Genomic DNA, 14,601 nt, shown 5'->3' with positions numbered 1-14,601 from the left:
CCACAGGTTCAGCTTCGCGGCTGCGATGCTGACTGCAAGCGGCCCAGCACGAGGGAGGGGCGCAGGGGCAAGGCATTGATGTTCACGCCGACCCCGGCCAGTGCATCGGCGACGGCATTGGCGATGGCCGGCACCGCGCCGATCACCCCGCCTTCGCCGACGCCCTTGAACCCGCCCGGACTGTCCAGGCCAGGGGTCTCGATGTGATGGATATCGATGTTGGGGACGTCCATCGCGGTCGGCAGGAGGTAGTCCAGCAGGTTGGCGTTCAACAGCTGTCCATTGCCGTCGTAAACCAGTCCCTCCATGAGGACCTGTCCGAGACCCTGTGCGACCCCGCCGCGGATCTGCCCGTTCACGATGGCGGGATTGATGATCCGGCCGCAGTCGTGGACGACGACATAGCGCTCTATCTCGACACAGCCATCCTGTGCGTCGACAGAGACGAATGCGATATGCACCGCGTTGGCCATGGCCGCCGGCGGATCGTAGATCGAGGTCGCCGTCAGGCCGAAGTCCGTCCCGGCGGGCAACGCTGTCGAATTCATGGAATAGGCCGTCTCGGCAAGCCGACGGAAAGGCACGCGATGCCCAGGCACGCCCATCACTTCGGCAGCGCCGTTCTTCAGCACGATGTCGTCTGGCGACACCTCCAGCATCACCCCCGCGATCCGCTTCAATTTCGCCGTCAGTTCGCCGGCTGCCAAGATGACGGCGCTGCCGCTGGCCACGGCGCTTCTGCTGGCGATCGCGCCGCTGCCATAGGGCGTGAGCCCGGTGTCGCCTTCGACGATCGCGATGTCTTCGATCCTCGCGCCCGTGCAGTCGGCCACCAGCTGGGCGAAGGTCGTGAGGTGGCCTTGTCCCGCGGCGGCCTGGCTGATGCAGGCCGTGATCGAACCGGAAGGTTCCATCCGGAGGGTCGCAGCGTCGAAGCCCGGCACGCGGCTCACGCCGCGGATCCGCCATCCGCGACTTCCGATGCCCGAGACCTCGGTGAAGTTCGCGATCCCGATGCCGCGGTATTTGCCGTCCTCGAGACGCAGGCGCGTCTGCGCGGCACGGTACTCCGCGTAGCGGGCAACCTGGAGCGCGAGATCGAAGGACCGCGTGAAACTCGCGGCGTCGAATCGGATGCCGATGGCATTTTCAAAAGGCAACTGGTCTTCACGGATCATGTTGCACCGCCGAACCGCCGCGGGATCGAGGCCGAGCTTTCGGGCGATCCGATCCATCATGCCCTCGATGGCGAAGAAGGCGTTCGGCTGCCCCGTCCCTCGATAGGCGCCCGTCGGACAGGTGTTCGTCGCCACCGCGCGGATCCGGTACTTGTAGTTGGGGATGGCGTAGGGCCCCAGCATCATGCGAACGCTGCCGAGCGGCTCCAGCTGGCAGCCATACGGATACGACGAGTACGCACCTGCATTGCTCAGGCAATCCACCTCCAGCGCGACGATGGTCCCGTCGCGCCGGAATACGGCCTTGAGCGTGAACACCGCGTCGCGCGCATGCGCACTCGTGAGCAGATCTTCGCGCCGGTCCTGGATCCATTTGACGGCTCGCCGGTACTTCAATGCGAGCGCCGCGGCCACATGTTCTTCCGGGTAGACATGTGCCTTCATCCCGAAGCCGCCACCGACATCCGGCGTGATGACGCGGATCTTCGATTCGGACAGGCCGGTCGATTCCGCGATCGCAGTCCGGACGATATGCGGAACCTGGGTGGACGTGTAGAAGGTCAGGGAACCGTCGCCGCGTTCCGGGATGGCCAGGCATCCACGCGGCTCGATGGAGACCGCAGTCACCCGGCCGGCGCGGAAGGTTTCTTCGAGGTGTTCGTCGTCGGCGCCTGCATGGCTCGGAAAGTCCGGCGTCTCGAAGCGGGCCTCGAAGAGGACGTTGTCGGGCGTGGACGCGTGGACGAGCGGCGCGTTGTCCATGGTCGCCTCTTCGGCGGTGCAGACCTTCGGGAGCTCCTCGTAGTCGACAAGGACGAGGTCGGCCGCATCCTGGGCAATGTAGGGCGTTTCCGCGAGGACGACGGCCACCGATTCACCCACGAACCGGACCCTGTCCACCGCCACCGCGTCCCTGGCGGTGCTTCGGTAGCCCTCGGCTTCGATCCGCGTCTCGAGCGGCTGCAGGAGCTTGGCGACTTCGCTGCCGGGCAGCACGTCGATGACGCCTGCCAATGCGCGTGCCGCCGTGACATCCACCGCCTTCACACGTGCATGCGGCTCCGGGCTCAGCACGAAGGTCAAGTGGATCGTGTTGCGAGGTACCTCGACGTCGTCCACGAACCGGCCCGCGCCGCGCAGCAGCCACGCGTCCTCGCGGCGCGGCAACGATTCGCCCACGTGGCCGTCGGCTTTGCGCGCAGTCGTCGTTTCTCCAGGGTTCACGTCTCAGCCCTTCAACCGCGAGATGTCGATGGACGCCTCGAGCACCGCCTTCACGATGCCTTCGTAGCCGGTGCAGCGGCAGAGGTTGTTGGCCATCGCATTCCTGGCCTCCTCCTCGGTCGGATGCGGATTGCGGCGCAGATAGTCTTCGGCCGTCATGAGGAAGCCGGGCGTGCAATAGCCGCACTGAAGGCCGTTGTGCTTGTGGAATGCGGCCTGCAGAGGATGCAGGCTTTCGCCGGCGAGCCCTTCGACGGTCGTCACGGCCGCGCCGTCGACGGTCGCGACGAAGTGCAGGCAACTCCTGGCGGCTTCACCGTCGATCTGCACGGTGCAGGCGCCGCAGACGCCGTGCTCGCAGCCGATGTGCGTGCCGGTCAGGCCGAGTTCATGGCGCAGGAAATCCGCGAGCAGGAGACGGGGTTCGACGCTGCGCTCGACCCACTCGCCATTGACGCGGAGACGAACCTGGATCAGGTCATGTGGCATGTTTTCACTTTCCCTGCATGGCTTGCAGCAGCGCCCGCTGCGCCAGCACCGGCAGGACGCTTCGGCGGTAGTCGGCGCTGGCATGAATGTCTGCGCGGGACTCGATGCCCGATTGCTCCGATGCAGCCGCGGACGCGGCCACCAGCAAACTCTCCGACAGCTTCTGGCTGGTGAGGGCCTTCTCCACCACGGACAGACGGATCGGAACCGACCCCACGCCCATGGCCGCCAACCGGGCGCTCACGCACCGGCCGCTTTCGTCGATCTGCAGTTGGGCGGCGACACCTGCGACGGCGAAGCCGTGACGGCGGTTGCCCACTTCAGCGAATCCCGCCCGCACCGTTCGAGCGTGCCGCGGAAAGAGCACCGCCTCGAGCAATTCGGTCGGCGCCATGCAAGTCGTGAGGTCGGAAATGAAGAAGTCTTCCGCTTCCACGAGGCGCATGCCCTCGGGACCGTTGACTGAGAATTTGGCGTCGAGCGCAACTGCAACGCAAGGCAGTTCGGCCAGTGGATCCGCGTGCGCAAGGCTCCCGCACACCGTGCCCCGATTGCGGTTCGCCAGGCCCCCGATGTGGGCGAGTGCCAGCGACACCAGGGGATAGCCGGCCCGCACCACCGGGGATTCCTGGACTCTCGCCTGGCGCGCCATCGCTCCGATCCGCAGGTGGTCAGCTTCCTCGCGGATGTACTGGAGCGCCTCGCACCTGTTCATGTCGACGATCACGGCGGGCTGCATCATCCGCATGTTCAGCAGCGGCACCAGGCTCTGGCCTCCAGCCAGCGGCCGGGCGTCGCTGCCATGCTCGGCCATGAGCGCAAGGATCTCCTGGACCGACTCGGGCCGGTGGTACTTGAAGACCGGGGGTTTCACTGACGTGGCTTCCCTGCTTCAGCGCTGGATGAATCGGGTGAAGCGCTCGACGGCCTGGCGTCCCTCCGGAGACGAGTAGAACTCCGGTGAAACGACGAATTGCTTCGACAGGTTGGCCGGCGCGGTCGGCATCTGCTTCACCTGGTCCGCCGTCATGATGCCCAGCGAATAGGCCGCCTGGTTGACGGGCCCGTAGTCGATGAGCGCGCCGAACCGGGCCTGGGGTTCCGCTTGCAGCGAAGCGCTGATCAGCTTCATCGCCGCCGCCTTGTTCTTGGCACCTTTGGGCACCGCGAGGCATTCGTCTTCGATCATCGCCTGGTTCCAGACGAATCCGACGTTGGCGCCGTCCTGCATGAGCGCCCGGGCGCGGCCATTGGCCAGCATGATCATGTCGACCTCGCCGTCGCGGATCAGTTGCATCGCCTGACCCGATGAATTCCACCAGACCGCGATGGAGGGCTTGATCTCCTCGAGCTTCTTGAACGCGCGGTCGACGCCCGCCTGCGTCTTCAGCATCGGGTAGACGTCGCGGTCCTGCACGCCATCGGCAAGCAAGGCCGCTTCGAGGACATAGGTGCCCGCGTTGAACAGGGCGCGTCGGCCGGGGTACTTCTTGACGTCCCAGAAGTCCTTCCAGGTCGCAGGCGGCGAAGACCCGAACTTCTTCGCGTTGTACGCAATGCCGTAGCTGAAGGCGAACACGCCGACGTAGTCCGGCTTCGCGTACCTCTGCTTGTCGATCTGGGACACATCCACACTGCCGTAGTCGAGAGGCTCCAGCAGGCCGTCGCGCGCAGCGCGCTCGCAATCCACGAATCCGTACTGAACGACGTCCCAGGCGACTCGGCCACCCTTGACTTGCGCATTCAGCCCCGGCAGTCCGCCATGCAATTCGCTGCGAACGTTGAGATTCAGGTTCTTCGCCGGTGAGAAGAGACCCTTGAGCGTGGCTTCGCTCGTCACGCCGCCCCAGCCCGCGAATGTCACGGTGTCTTGCGCGGCGGACGCAACCGAATACAACGACCCAAGGACGGCGACGGTCATGGCGCAGAAGCGCGGCAAGAGGGTGCGGTTCACTTCGTTCCTTTCATGGTTTGCTGTGCATGCAACGGGTCGCAGCGGGGAGACTCGGTCGGCGACATCGCAATGAACGATATAACAAAATCCAAAAAATACCAAGAAAAAAGTAAATTTGATATAACATCATCCCACGACCCCAGCGGCTGAAACGTCGTCAGTGCGTGGAGGTCGTGCCATCAGCCACATTCAACTCAGGAGCCCGACATGCTGAAGATCCACAACCCGACATCGATCGCCCCCCCACTGCTTCCGACCTATTCCAACGGCATCGAGGTGCCCCCCAACGCCCGATGGCTGCACACGGCGGGCCTCGTGGGCGTCGACATGGAAGGCAAGCCGGTTGCCGGCCTGGAGCGCCAGGCGGAGCTCATCTGGGAAGGCCTGATCGCGATCCTCGAGAGCGCGGGCATGTCCGTCACCGATATCGTGAAGATGAATGCGTTCGTCGTGCAGGGGCAAGACGCGCGCGCCTACGGCGCGATCCGCAAGCGCTATCTGGGCGACCACAAGCCGGCGTCGACCATGATCTATGTGCCGGCACTGGTCTCGCCCGACTTCCTGCTGGAAGTCGAAGTCATCGCGGCAAAGGCCTGAGGACGGATCCCCTCACAAAGGAGTTCGACATGCGCATCACGTTGAAGAATATCGGTACGACCGCAGCCCTGCTGGGTGCCCTTTTCGTCTTCCCCGCACATGCGCAGAAGACGGTCACCGTGGCAGGCTGGGGTGGTGAAAGCCAGGAGGCGGTCGTCAAGGGACTCCTTGGTGCTTCCCGGGCCATGGACATCGAGGTCCGGCAGGATCGTCATGGCGGTCTGGCCGGACTCAAGGCCAACGTCAGTTCGGGGCGTACCACCTGGGATCTCGTGGACATGGGTTTCTCGCGCTGCGAGCAAGCCGCCGCCGGCGGTCTGCTCGAGAAACTCGACTACAAGGTCATCCATGCCGGCGGCCTCAATCCGGACTACGTGCGGCCGGACTACGTGGGCGTCTTCAGCTTCAGCTATGGCATTGCGTACAACACGCGCAAGTACGCCCAGCCGCCCACCGGCTGGAAGGACTTCTGGGATGTCAAGCGCTTCCCTGGCAAGCGAGCGCTGTTCAATCAGGGCCCCTATGTGCTCGAGGCTGCGCTCATGGCAGATGGCGTGGCGCCCGCCGATGTCTATCGCATCCTGTCGACGCCCGCCGGCGTGGACCGCGCGTTCAAAAAGCTCGAGGAGATCAAGCCGGATGTCGCGGTCTGGTGGAATTCATCGGGCCAGGCGATGCAGCTGATCCGCGATGGCGAGGTCGACATGATCATGCTGGCCAACGGCCGCGCGGGCGCACTCATGGATGATGGTGCCAAGGTCGGATTCAGCTTCGATCAGGCACTGCTGGAGATCGAGTGCCTCATGGTGCCCAAGGGCGCGCCGAACGCGGCATCGGCGATGCAGTTGATCAACGCGGCGCTCGATCCGCAAGCCCAGGCCCGGGCCGCGATGATCGTCGAGTACGGACCGACGAACCTGAAAGCGTTCGATACCGGCGCGATCACGCCTGCCCGCATGGCGAAGCTCCCGACCGCGCCCCAGCACCTGTCCAAGCAGTTGCTCACCTCGCCCGAGTGGTATGCGTCGGCGCAGGGCATCGCGGCCATGGAGCGGTTTGCGCGATTCCTGCAGAGATGAGAGAGCATGCGGGCTGCGGGTCGTACCGATGGGCCTGCGTCAAATGCAAAGAGTGTGCAATCGCGCAGTCCTCGTCTGGGGGCAAGTCACAACTCAAAGGCATGAGCAATCGGGATGGCGCCTAGCTTCGTACCCGCCGATCCACGGCGCGCAATCGAGGCTGGGATTGAGGAGGCGACAGCGCTTCATGCATCGGCCATCAAGTGCTTGCCAATGATGAGTTGCTGAATCTGCGTTGTGCCTTCGTACAAGCGCAACAGCCGGACATCGCGATAAAACCGCTCCACCTTGTACTCGCTGATGTAGCCCGAGCCACCGTGGATTTGCACACCCCTGTCGGCCACGCGCCCCACCATTTCGGTCGCAAACATCTTGGTGCACGACACATGCATGGTCAGCTCCGAGTTGGCCACGCCAGCGGGATGGGCATCAAATCGCTGAGCCGTGTCTCGCGTGAGCGCCCACGCGGCGGCGAGTTCGGCACGGCTGTCGGCGAGCATGGCTTGAACCAGCTGGAAATTGCCGATGGCTTGACCGAATTGGTGGCGGTCGCGCGCGTAAGCAACGCTTTCCTGCAGGATGCGCTCGGCCATTCCGCACGCAAGGGCGGAGATGTGCAAGCGTCCACGGTCCAGTACCGACATCGCCGTGCGAAACCCTTTGCCGGGCACACCCCCAATGATGCTGGCCGCAGGCACGCGCACGTTCTCCAGAATCACGTCGCAGGTTTTTGTTCCCCGCTGGCCCATCTTGCGGTCGAGCTCCCCCAGCGACAGGCCTGGCAGGCCGCCCGGCACGATGAATGCCGTGAGTCCCCCAGAACCAGGGCCGTCCGTGCGGGCGAGCAAGGTGAACGCACCCGCTCGGGGGGCATTGGTAATGAAACGCTTGGTGCCGTTCAACACGTAGTCGTCTCCATCACGCTCGCCGCGTGTCTTGAGCGATCCGACGTCCGATCCTGCATCGGGTTCGGTCAACGCAAATGAAATAATGAGTTCGCCACTGGCAATGCGGGGCAGGTACGACGATTTCTGCTCCGACGTACCGTGCATCAGAATGCCTTGCGACCCGATGCCCACGTTGGTGCCAATCACCGAACGGAATGCCAGCGCCGTATGGCCGAGTTCGAACGCCACCTCACATTCCTGCGCCATGGACAGTCCGATGCCGCCGTAGCTCTCTGGAATCGAGAGGCCGAACAGTCCCAGGTTGCGCATGTCGGCGACGATGGCTGCAGGCACGTCGTCATTGAATTCAACGTCGTTCTCGGCTGGCACCAGACGATCCAGGACGAAGCGCCGCACGGCATCGAGGATTTGGGCAAAAGAATCCGCATCGACAGCCATCAGGCGATCTCCTTTGATTGCTGAATGAGCGTGTCCAGTCGACAAGCGGGATCGGCAAGCCTGTCGCGTGAAGGCGGCAGTCCGAGCGCAATGAACTGGCGTAGAAAACGCATATCCCGCCCGGAGTTGACGGTGATGGCGCCCGTCACGCGATCGGCCTCGATGGCCACGAGCGCAAAACGCCCGGAAGCGGGGTCACCCCGCATGACACAGTCGCTCCAGGACGTCGGCGCGCCCGCGAACTGCAGGTTGCAATCGTACTGATCGGTCCAGAACCAAGGCACTTCGGCGTGCACCGTGGCAAAGCCTGCCATGCTCCGAGTGGACTCATCAGGCAATTCCTATACGACTGCCCCTCATCAGGCAGGCGTCATTCGGCGACCGCGCTTGCTCACGCAGACAACGTGCGCCGCTTCGTCGCCACCTGCAGCGCGCGCACGCGCCCCAGGGCCGTCGAGTCTGCCATGGCCGACGCGTACATCAGCGCCAGATCGGCCTTCAGCCGTGTGCGCGAACCGCCATCGAGATACACCATATGTCCCGAAGGATAGAACTTCGCTGCAAGATTCTGGCGAACCTGTTGGCTGATCAACGGCATCTGCTGCAGGTCGAGCACAGTCTGATAGAAGGGCGTGACGAAATCGAAGAAGCCATTGACCGACAGCACTTTCAAGTCCACGTTGAGTGCCATGACGGCCGCGAGGTCGCCGGCCGCGTAGAGCACCACGTTGCCTTTCGCATCGACGCCCTTTTGTGCGCCCGTCGGATCGATGTGGCTGAAATTCCAGTACTTGAATGCCTGATCGTTCAGGTCAGTGAAGGATGAGGCGGACGTGTATTTCAACTGCTCGTTCAGGTACACGTTCCACATCGTCGTATAGACGCCGCTCACCGCAGTCATGGTCGGGTCGTTGCCGCCGGAGTTCGGATCGATGCGGCCTGCGATGCCGGTCTCGATCCCAGTCACCCGGCCATCGTATTCACCCAGGGCGAGTCCCTCGGATTTCATCAGCGTCGTGAGGAACAGCGAGTTCCCACGGCTGTCGTAGGCGGCGATGTCGAGGTTCCAGGCCTGCAGTGTCGTCTTCTCGATGCCGGTGTAGCGGGCCAGCTTGTCGAGCGCAACCGGGTCCACCGCGGGCAATTTGCGCAGCGCTGCGAGATAGTCCGTGCGCGAGAAGGCGGCAACCTCGTCGGCGAACGCTTCGAGTTCGGCCGGCACCGGTACGACGCGAAGCTTCTTGTGATACCACGCATCCGCGGCTGCCGTCGGCAGGACGCCGACCGGGTTGCCGGCCTGCGTGTAGTCGAGAATCGACGATTGCAGCGTGATGCCGTTGAGATCCACGCCGTCCTCATGCAGGCGATAAGCGAGCACGCAGCTGCGCGCCGTTCCGTAAGATTCGCCATAGAGGAACTTCGGCGAGTTCCAGCGATTGTTCTTGGTCAGGAAGCGCTTGATGAACTGCGCGAGCGAATCCGCGTCCTCGTCGACGCCCCAGAAGGCCCGGTTGGTCTTGGGCGTGATCGCCGCCGAATAGCCGGTGCCAACCGGGTTGATGAACACCAGATCACTCTTGTCGAGCAGACTGTCAGGGTTGTCTTCCATCGCATAGGGCGCCGGCGGCGTGAAGCCGGGCATCGACGTCTTGATGCGGCGCGGTGCGAACGAGCCGAGCAGCACGAAGACCGATGAAGAACCCGGCCCGCCGTTGTAGAAGAACGTGACCGGGCGCGACGCCTCCTTCTGGCGGTCCTCGGTGAAGGCGACGTAGAACAGCCGCGCCGTCGGCTGCGAACTGCTCGGATCGACGATCACCAGATGACCCACCGCCGCGCTGTAGGCAATCTTGCGACCATCGATCACGGCCGAATGGTGCGTGATTGCAGCGGCTTCGGTCGTGTCGGTCACCGAATCGTCGGGCCCGTTGCCGTAGGCCACGGGATCGAAGAGAGCCTGGTCTTGGGTCATGAAGCCTCCTGTGTCATGCAGCCAAGGCGGCCAGCAGCGCGGAACCTTTGACCGAGCCCCAGCCGGAGCACGCGTCCCAGCCCGGACCCGCGGCGTACGCACCGTTGCTGCCCGAGGTGATGTCGCGCAACAGGCTCTTGCCGGCGAGCGAGCCGTACAAGAGCGGGTTGAGGAATCCGACGGGTTGCGGCAACTGCTGGTTCATCAACGCGATCAGGCCGGCCCATAGCGGCGCCACCGCGCTGGTGCCGCCGATCACCAGGACCTGGCCGTCCACCGCCACCTCGTAGCCGGTTGCAGGATCGGCATCGCCCGCCACATCTGGCAGGCCCCGCCCTGTCTTCCGGGTGCCCGCAATCGCCGGGATGTGCGCGCCGCTCTGGTAGCCGGGTAGCGCGAAGAACCCGCTGACGCCACCGCCCGTTGCGCCACCTGCGCCCTCGTTCCAGACCACCTCGGAACGGATGGTGTGGCCGGAGGCCACCAGCTTCGTTCCCCCGCAAGCGAGCGCATGGGGACTGGAAGCGGGAAAGTCGACATGCGGCTTTCCATCCGGGACGCCGTCCGCGGAGCCGCTGTCACCGGCGGCGACGCAGACCGTGACCCCCATCGAGGCGGCAGCCTGAAGGACCTGATCGAACTGCGTCATCGCCTGGGCCGTCCAGTTCGGCTCGGCCGAGCCCCAGCTGATCGAGATCACCGATGGCTTGTTGACGTCGTCATGGACGGCGGTCGTGAGCGCGTCCAGGAAGCCACGGCTGGTGTTGGGCGCGAAGTAGACGGCAATCACTGCCTTGGGCGCGATGGCGGCTGCCACTTCGATGTCGAGCATGACCTCGCCGTCGGCGCTGTTGGCGTTGGTGGGGTGATTGGGCGCATGGTCGACCGACACCGCCTTGACCGTGGGTGCGGCGATTCCCAGGCCGCCGAAATAGGCATCCAGGGATGCAGCCTTTGCGCTCATGCCTCGCAGGGGCTCGTGGCGCAGGAAGTGAGGCTCGGCCTGTGGACGGTTGTCCAAGCCGAACACGCCCTCCACGATCGGGGTCAGGCCTGCCGGCACGCTGATCGGGCCGGTGCGGCCGCGGTAGGTTCCACCGCCGTGCGCGAATTGATGCAGCGCGACGCCAAAGGCTGCGCACATCGACTTGGCATCCCCGGACAAGACGACGCTGCGGCGTGCAACGCTCGACTCGACCACCGACAGGCCATGCGCCTTGGCGAAGGCGGCCACCTTGGAAAGATCCTGCGCGTCGGCGCCATGGTCGGCGGCAAGTTCGTCGCGGCTCAGGTATTTGCGACGCGCGGGCGCCAGGTCACCGAGGCACCCGTCGGCCTTCGATACATCCGGCGGTGCCTTCGGCCGGACTTGCACAGTCACTTCGAAGCGCTCGTCCGCCCGGATGGCGGCCATCGGCTTTGCGCCCGGCACAGGCTCGCGTTCGCTTCCCACGACGACGTTTCGCTTGGATGCGTTGCGCATGAGACAGCCTCCTGCTTGCGCCCCTTTCCGCGACCGCCGCGCGTCAGCGGAAGCCGCAAGTTGCCCCATGTCATCCATCCGATGTGGCGGGCGTCAGCGATGGGGTGGCTCGAAGCAACGGAAGCCAAGCTCCGGCAACGGCTCGGGTCGCGAATGGCGGCCCTTATCGAGCGGAGGCAACTGCCGCCGGGCCACCCGTCACCCAAGCGAACGCATCGGAATCACCACTGAAGGACGTGGCCGCCTCGGCGAGGCGGTCGCGTCCCATTCCGTGGTGTAGGTTCACAGCCCGGAGAAGGCTGAGATACACGGTACTCAGCGAGCCACTGCGGACAGCCGAGTGGGCGCAGTATCGCTCAGGGTCTGCAAGCCCTCCAACTGCATGTAGCGCCGATTGAGCGACCACTCGTCGTTCTGCTCGAGCATCATCGCGCCGACGAGCCGCGTGATCGAGGCGTCGTTGGGGAAGATGCCCACCACGTTCGTGCGTCGCTTGATCTCGGCGTTCAGGCGCTCCAGAGGGTTCGTGCTGTAGATCTGCGTCCAATGCGCTCGTGGGAATGTCATGAAGGCCAGCACGTCGTTCTCCGCGTCGTCCATCAGGGCGCCAAGCTTGGGGAACTTGTCTCTGAGCTGATCGGCGACCGAGCGCCATTGCGCTCGCGCTGCATCGGCCGAGTCCTGCACGAACACCGTGCCGATGGCGGCCGAGACCATGCGCCGTTGCGTCTTGCCGGCGTGCGCCAGGGCGTTGCGCATGAAGTGGACCCGGCAACGCTGCCAGGTGGCCTTCAGCACCTTCGCAGCCGCCGCCTTGATGCCCTCGTGGCTGTCGCTGATCACGAGCTTCACGCCGCGCAAACCCCGGCGGTTCAGGCTGCGCAGGAAGTCGGTCCAGAAGGGCTCGGCCTCGGAGGCTCCGACCTTCAGGCCCAGCACCTCGCGCTGGCCGTCGGTGTTCACCCCCACGGCCACTATGACCGCCACGCTCACGATGCGCCCAGCCTCGCGGGTCTTCACGTAGGTGGCGTCGATCCACAGGTAGGGCCAGTCGCCCTCGATCTGGCGGCCCAGGAACGCGTTGACGCGCTCGTCGAGCTCGCCGCACAGGCGGCTGACCTGGCTCTTGGAGACGCCGCTCATGCCCAGCGACTTGACCAGGTCGTCCACCGAGCGGGTGGAGATGCCTTGCACGTAGGCTTCCTGGATGACGGCGGTGAGCGCCTTCTCGGCGGTGCGCCGGGGCTCCAGGAACTCGGGGAAGTAGCTGCCCTGGCGCAGCTTGGGGATCTTCAGCTCGACGCTGCCGGCACGAGTGTCCCAGGTCCGTTCGCGGTAGCCGTTGCGGCTGTTGAGACGTTCGGCGGGATTCTTCTCGTCGTAGGCGGCGCCGCAGCGGCCCTCGACATCGAGCTCCATGAGGCGCTGGGCCATGAACTGCACCATCTGGCGCAGGACGTCGACGTCGGCTCCCTTTTCGGCGAGCTCGGCCAATGCCATAGTGGCGGTGGTCATTGTGATTTCCTTTGTGGACAGGTTTGGTGGGTCGCACCTCAAACTTATCCGGACTTCACGATGACCACCCCCGAAGAGAGCGGCCGTTGCACGGCAAGCCGCTTCGGGCTACGCCCTACGCGCCTTGCCGTGCAACGAGTGAAAGAAGACTTACACCACTTCCTGGGACATCACCGGCGAGGCGCAACTCGCCCTGAGCGGCCTCACCGCTGACGATTCCCGCCGCGGACCCAAGCGTCACCGCGACGGCCAAGATGAAATTCCATGTCGTGTTCATAGCGGCCTCTGCATAGAGCCAGTTTGAGGCAAATTACCCGGGCTGAGAAAGGACAAAGGGAACAGCAGTGTTCGTTCCCTGGAAACAATAGGGCGTCTTCAAACTGCGCTCTTCTCTTCGTTCGAGCGGAGCAGACCCGCAGGGTGCGCGTTCCCTGGGGCCGGACCGTCTTCTACGAGGCGCATGCGCGCGGCTTGACGATGCGTCGTCTCGCAGCGCCGAAGCCGCTGCGCGGATGGGCGCGGAAAGCCATGCGCGCTCGCCCTCGCACACGAACTCGGCGTAGGCGCTCCCCCTGGACGGCCGCGATGTCATCGGCATCCCCAGGAACGCAGTCGGAAAGTCGGCTGGCAGCCCGTTTGTGAGATTGGACTCGTGTTCATTCCCACGGGCTGGCGAACGAGGCGCCCCGGACCTTTGCGATCGCCTGTTGCATCGCTGCACGGATGCGCTGATAGACCTTCCTGCTGCTAAAAGATTCAGCTGACGCGCGTACACCGCTGGCAGGCGGTAGCAGCGAGGGGTTGTGGACGATGCCTTGAAGCCGCTCGGCCAAGGCCGAGCAGTCGCCAACGGCAAAGAGCCAACCGTTCAGCCCGTCCTTGATGACGTCCGCGGGGCCGGAGGAGCAATCGGTGCTGAGACATGGCACGCCCCGGACCATTGCTTCGATCAACACCATCGGAAATCCCTCGAAGGCGGAGGTCAGCACCAGCAAGTCGGCCGTTACTGCCGCAGTCCAGGGGTCGCGCTGCCGTCCGTGCCAGGTGAGCCTGTGTTCGATTCCAAGCTCTGCCGCCAGCGCCTTCAACGCAGGGAGATCCTCCACGCGATCACCTGCGCCGACGAGGTCGAGGCGCCACTCTCCTTCGACCTGCGCGAGTGCGCGCAGAAGGTCGTCGGACCTCTTCTGCCGCCCCATCATCAGGCGGCCGACATGCAGAAAACGCACAGGCGCGCCGTTCGAGCGTGGAATGAGAGGCGCGCCATCGAAACGCGTCCCGTTGAATACCAGATGCACGTCCCTGGCAGCGATCCTTGGGTTGGTTATCAATTCGCTCGCGATCTCGCTGCTGATGCACAGGTGCGCATCGGCATAGCGAAGCAGGCCCGTGCGCTGGCGATGCACGGTCGAGAAGTGCAGCCACGACACGACCGGCCGTCGCCTGCCGGCCAGCCACAACGCCAGGCGGATGCCGGGGATGGTCGAGCTGTAGATGGCGATGACGGCATCGGCTGGTCGCGAGCGGCACGCTTTGACCATGGCCGGCAGGCCCCGCAAGAGTTGTTTGCGCAACGAGGTGGATCCATGGGCCACCTCGGCATAGTCCAGGCCTTGCTGCCAGGTCGGGTCGTGCGTGCTGGCGCAAAGCGCCAGGATCCGGACGTGATCGCCGCGGTCCTCGGCCTCCTGGGCCAGCGCGCGAATACAGGTCTCGATGCCGCCGAGGCCGGAGAGGGTGCCAGCGATGAGCAGGATTTCCACG

The 14,601-nt window shown here is 64.6% G+C and carries 12 protein-coding genes; 2 read left to right on the top strand and 10 right to left on the bottom strand.

Annotated features, from left to right (window positions below; translation table 11 throughout):
• Positions 1-8: 8 nt before the first annotated feature.
• The 4 genes from E5P2_RS06655 to E5P2_RS06640 are packed head-to-tail and all read right to left on the bottom strand — an operon-like array spanning position 9 to position 4,845.
• Positions 9-2,357, bottom strand: a complete 2,349-nt coding sequence (locus E5P2_RS06655; protein ID WP_162566355.1) for a xanthine dehydrogenase family protein molybdopterin-binding subunit — start codon at positions 2,355-2,357, stop codon at positions 9-11.
• A gap of 48 nt (positions 2,358-2,405) precedes the next feature.
• Positions 2,406-2,891 carry a (2Fe-2S)-binding protein gene (locus tag E5P2_RS06650; RefSeq protein ID WP_162566354.1) on the bottom strand — a complete coding sequence of 162 codons (486 nt, stop codon included), beginning with the start codon at positions 2,889-2,891 and terminating at the stop codon, positions 2,406-2,408.
• Positions 2,892-2,895: 4 nt separating this feature from the next.
• Complete coding sequence (locus tag E5P2_RS06645; protein ID WP_162566353.1) at positions 2,896-3,765, bottom strand: FAD binding domain-containing protein; 870 nt, start codon at positions 3,763-3,765, stop codon at positions 2,896-2,898.
• Positions 3,766-3,783: 18 nt separating this feature from the next.
• On the bottom strand, positions 3,784-4,845 hold the full coding sequence (locus tag E5P2_RS06640; RefSeq protein WP_162566352.1) for an ABC transporter substrate-binding protein: 1,062 nt from the start codon (positions 4,843-4,845) through the stop codon (positions 3,784-3,786).
• A gap of 207 nt (positions 4,846-5,052) precedes the next feature.
• Between E5P2_RS06640 and E5P2_RS06635 the strand changes: the two genes are divergently transcribed.
• Together E5P2_RS06635 and E5P2_RS06630 are read left to right on the top strand one after the other, a co-directional pair.
• Positions 5,053-5,442: a RidA family protein gene (locus E5P2_RS06635; protein ID WP_162566351.1), complete on the top strand. Its 390-nt coding sequence runs from the start codon at positions 5,053-5,055 to the stop codon at positions 5,440-5,442.
• A gap of 29 nt (positions 5,443-5,471) precedes the next feature.
• On the top strand, positions 5,472-6,521 hold the full coding sequence (locus tag E5P2_RS06630) for an ABC transporter substrate-binding protein (protein ID WP_162566350.1): 1,050 nt from the start codon (positions 5,472-5,474) through the stop codon (positions 6,519-6,521).
• Positions 6,522-6,706: 185 nt separating this feature from the next.
• Here the strand turns inward: E5P2_RS06630 and E5P2_RS06625 are convergent, their stop codons facing one another.
• The 6 genes from E5P2_RS06625 to E5P2_RS06600 form a co-directional block, all read right to left on the bottom strand.
• On the bottom strand, positions 6,707-7,867 hold the full coding sequence (locus E5P2_RS06625; RefSeq protein WP_162566349.1) for an acyl-CoA dehydrogenase family protein: 1,161 nt from the start codon (positions 7,865-7,867) through the stop codon (positions 6,707-6,709).
• Complete coding sequence (locus E5P2_RS06620; protein ID WP_162566348.1) at positions 7,867-8,181, bottom strand: oxidoreductase C-terminal domain-containing protein; 315 nt, start codon at positions 8,179-8,181, stop codon at positions 7,867-7,869. Before E5P2_RS06620 ends, E5P2_RS06625 begins: the two co-directional genes overlap by 1 nt.
• A 77-nt stretch (positions 8,182-8,258) precedes the next feature.
• Positions 8,259-9,941 carry a S10 family peptidase gene (locus E5P2_RS06615; protein ID WP_232080598.1) on the bottom strand — a complete coding sequence of 561 codons (1,683 nt, stop codon included), beginning with the start codon at positions 9,939-9,941 and terminating at the stop codon, positions 8,259-8,261.
• A complete protein-coding gene (locus tag E5P2_RS06610) occupies positions 9,853-11,322 on the bottom strand; it encodes a S53 family peptidase (RefSeq protein WP_162566346.1) in 1,470 nt (489 codons plus the stop codon). Before E5P2_RS06610 ends, E5P2_RS06615 begins: the two co-directional genes overlap by 89 nt.
• A gap of 315 nt (positions 11,323-11,637) precedes the next feature.
• On the bottom strand, positions 11,638-12,837 hold the full coding sequence (locus tag E5P2_RS06605) for an IS256 family transposase (RefSeq protein ID WP_162566345.1): 1,200 nt from the start codon (positions 12,835-12,837) through the stop codon (positions 11,638-11,640).
• 656 nt (positions 12,838-13,493) lie between these two features.
• A complete protein-coding gene (locus E5P2_RS06600) occupies positions 13,494-14,600 on the bottom strand; it encodes a glycosyltransferase (RefSeq protein WP_162566344.1) in 1,107 nt (368 codons plus the stop codon).
• Position 14,601 lies beyond the last annotated feature (1 nt).

This window comes from Variovorax sp. SRS16 (assembly GCF_901827165.1).
GTDB lineage: Bacteria > Pseudomonadota > Gammaproteobacteria > Burkholderiales > Burkholderiaceae_C > Variovorax.
The sequence above is the reverse complement of the archived record's forward strand: the minus strand, read 5'-3'. Positions and strand labels throughout refer to the sequence as shown.

Coding starts and splice junctions, on each gene's coding strand:
- E5P2_RS06605 (WP_162566345.1), bottom strand. CDS start 12,837: ATGACCACCGCCACTATGGCATTGGCCGAGCTCGCCGAAAAGGGAGCC.
- E5P2_RS06620 (WP_162566348.1), bottom strand. CDS start 8,181: ATGGCAGGCTTTGCCACGGTGCACGCCGAAGTGCCTTGGTTCTGGACC.
- E5P2_RS06630 (WP_162566350.1), top strand. CDS start 5,472: ATGCGCATCACGTTGAAGAATATCGGTACGACCGCAGCCCTGCTGGGT.
- E5P2_RS06650 (WP_162566354.1), bottom strand. CDS start 2,891: ATGCCACATGACCTGATCCAGGTTCGTCTCCGCGTCAATGGCGAGTGG.
- E5P2_RS06610 (WP_162566346.1), bottom strand. CDS start 11,322: ATGCGCAACGCATCCAAGCGAAACGTCGTCGTGGGAAGCGAACGCGAG.
- E5P2_RS06635 (WP_162566351.1), top strand. CDS start 5,053: ATGCTGAAGATCCACAACCCGACATCGATCGCCCCCCCACTGCTTCCG.
- E5P2_RS06625 (WP_162566349.1), bottom strand. CDS start 7,867: ATGGCTGTCGATGCGGATTCTTTTGCCCAAATCCTCGATGCCGTGCGG.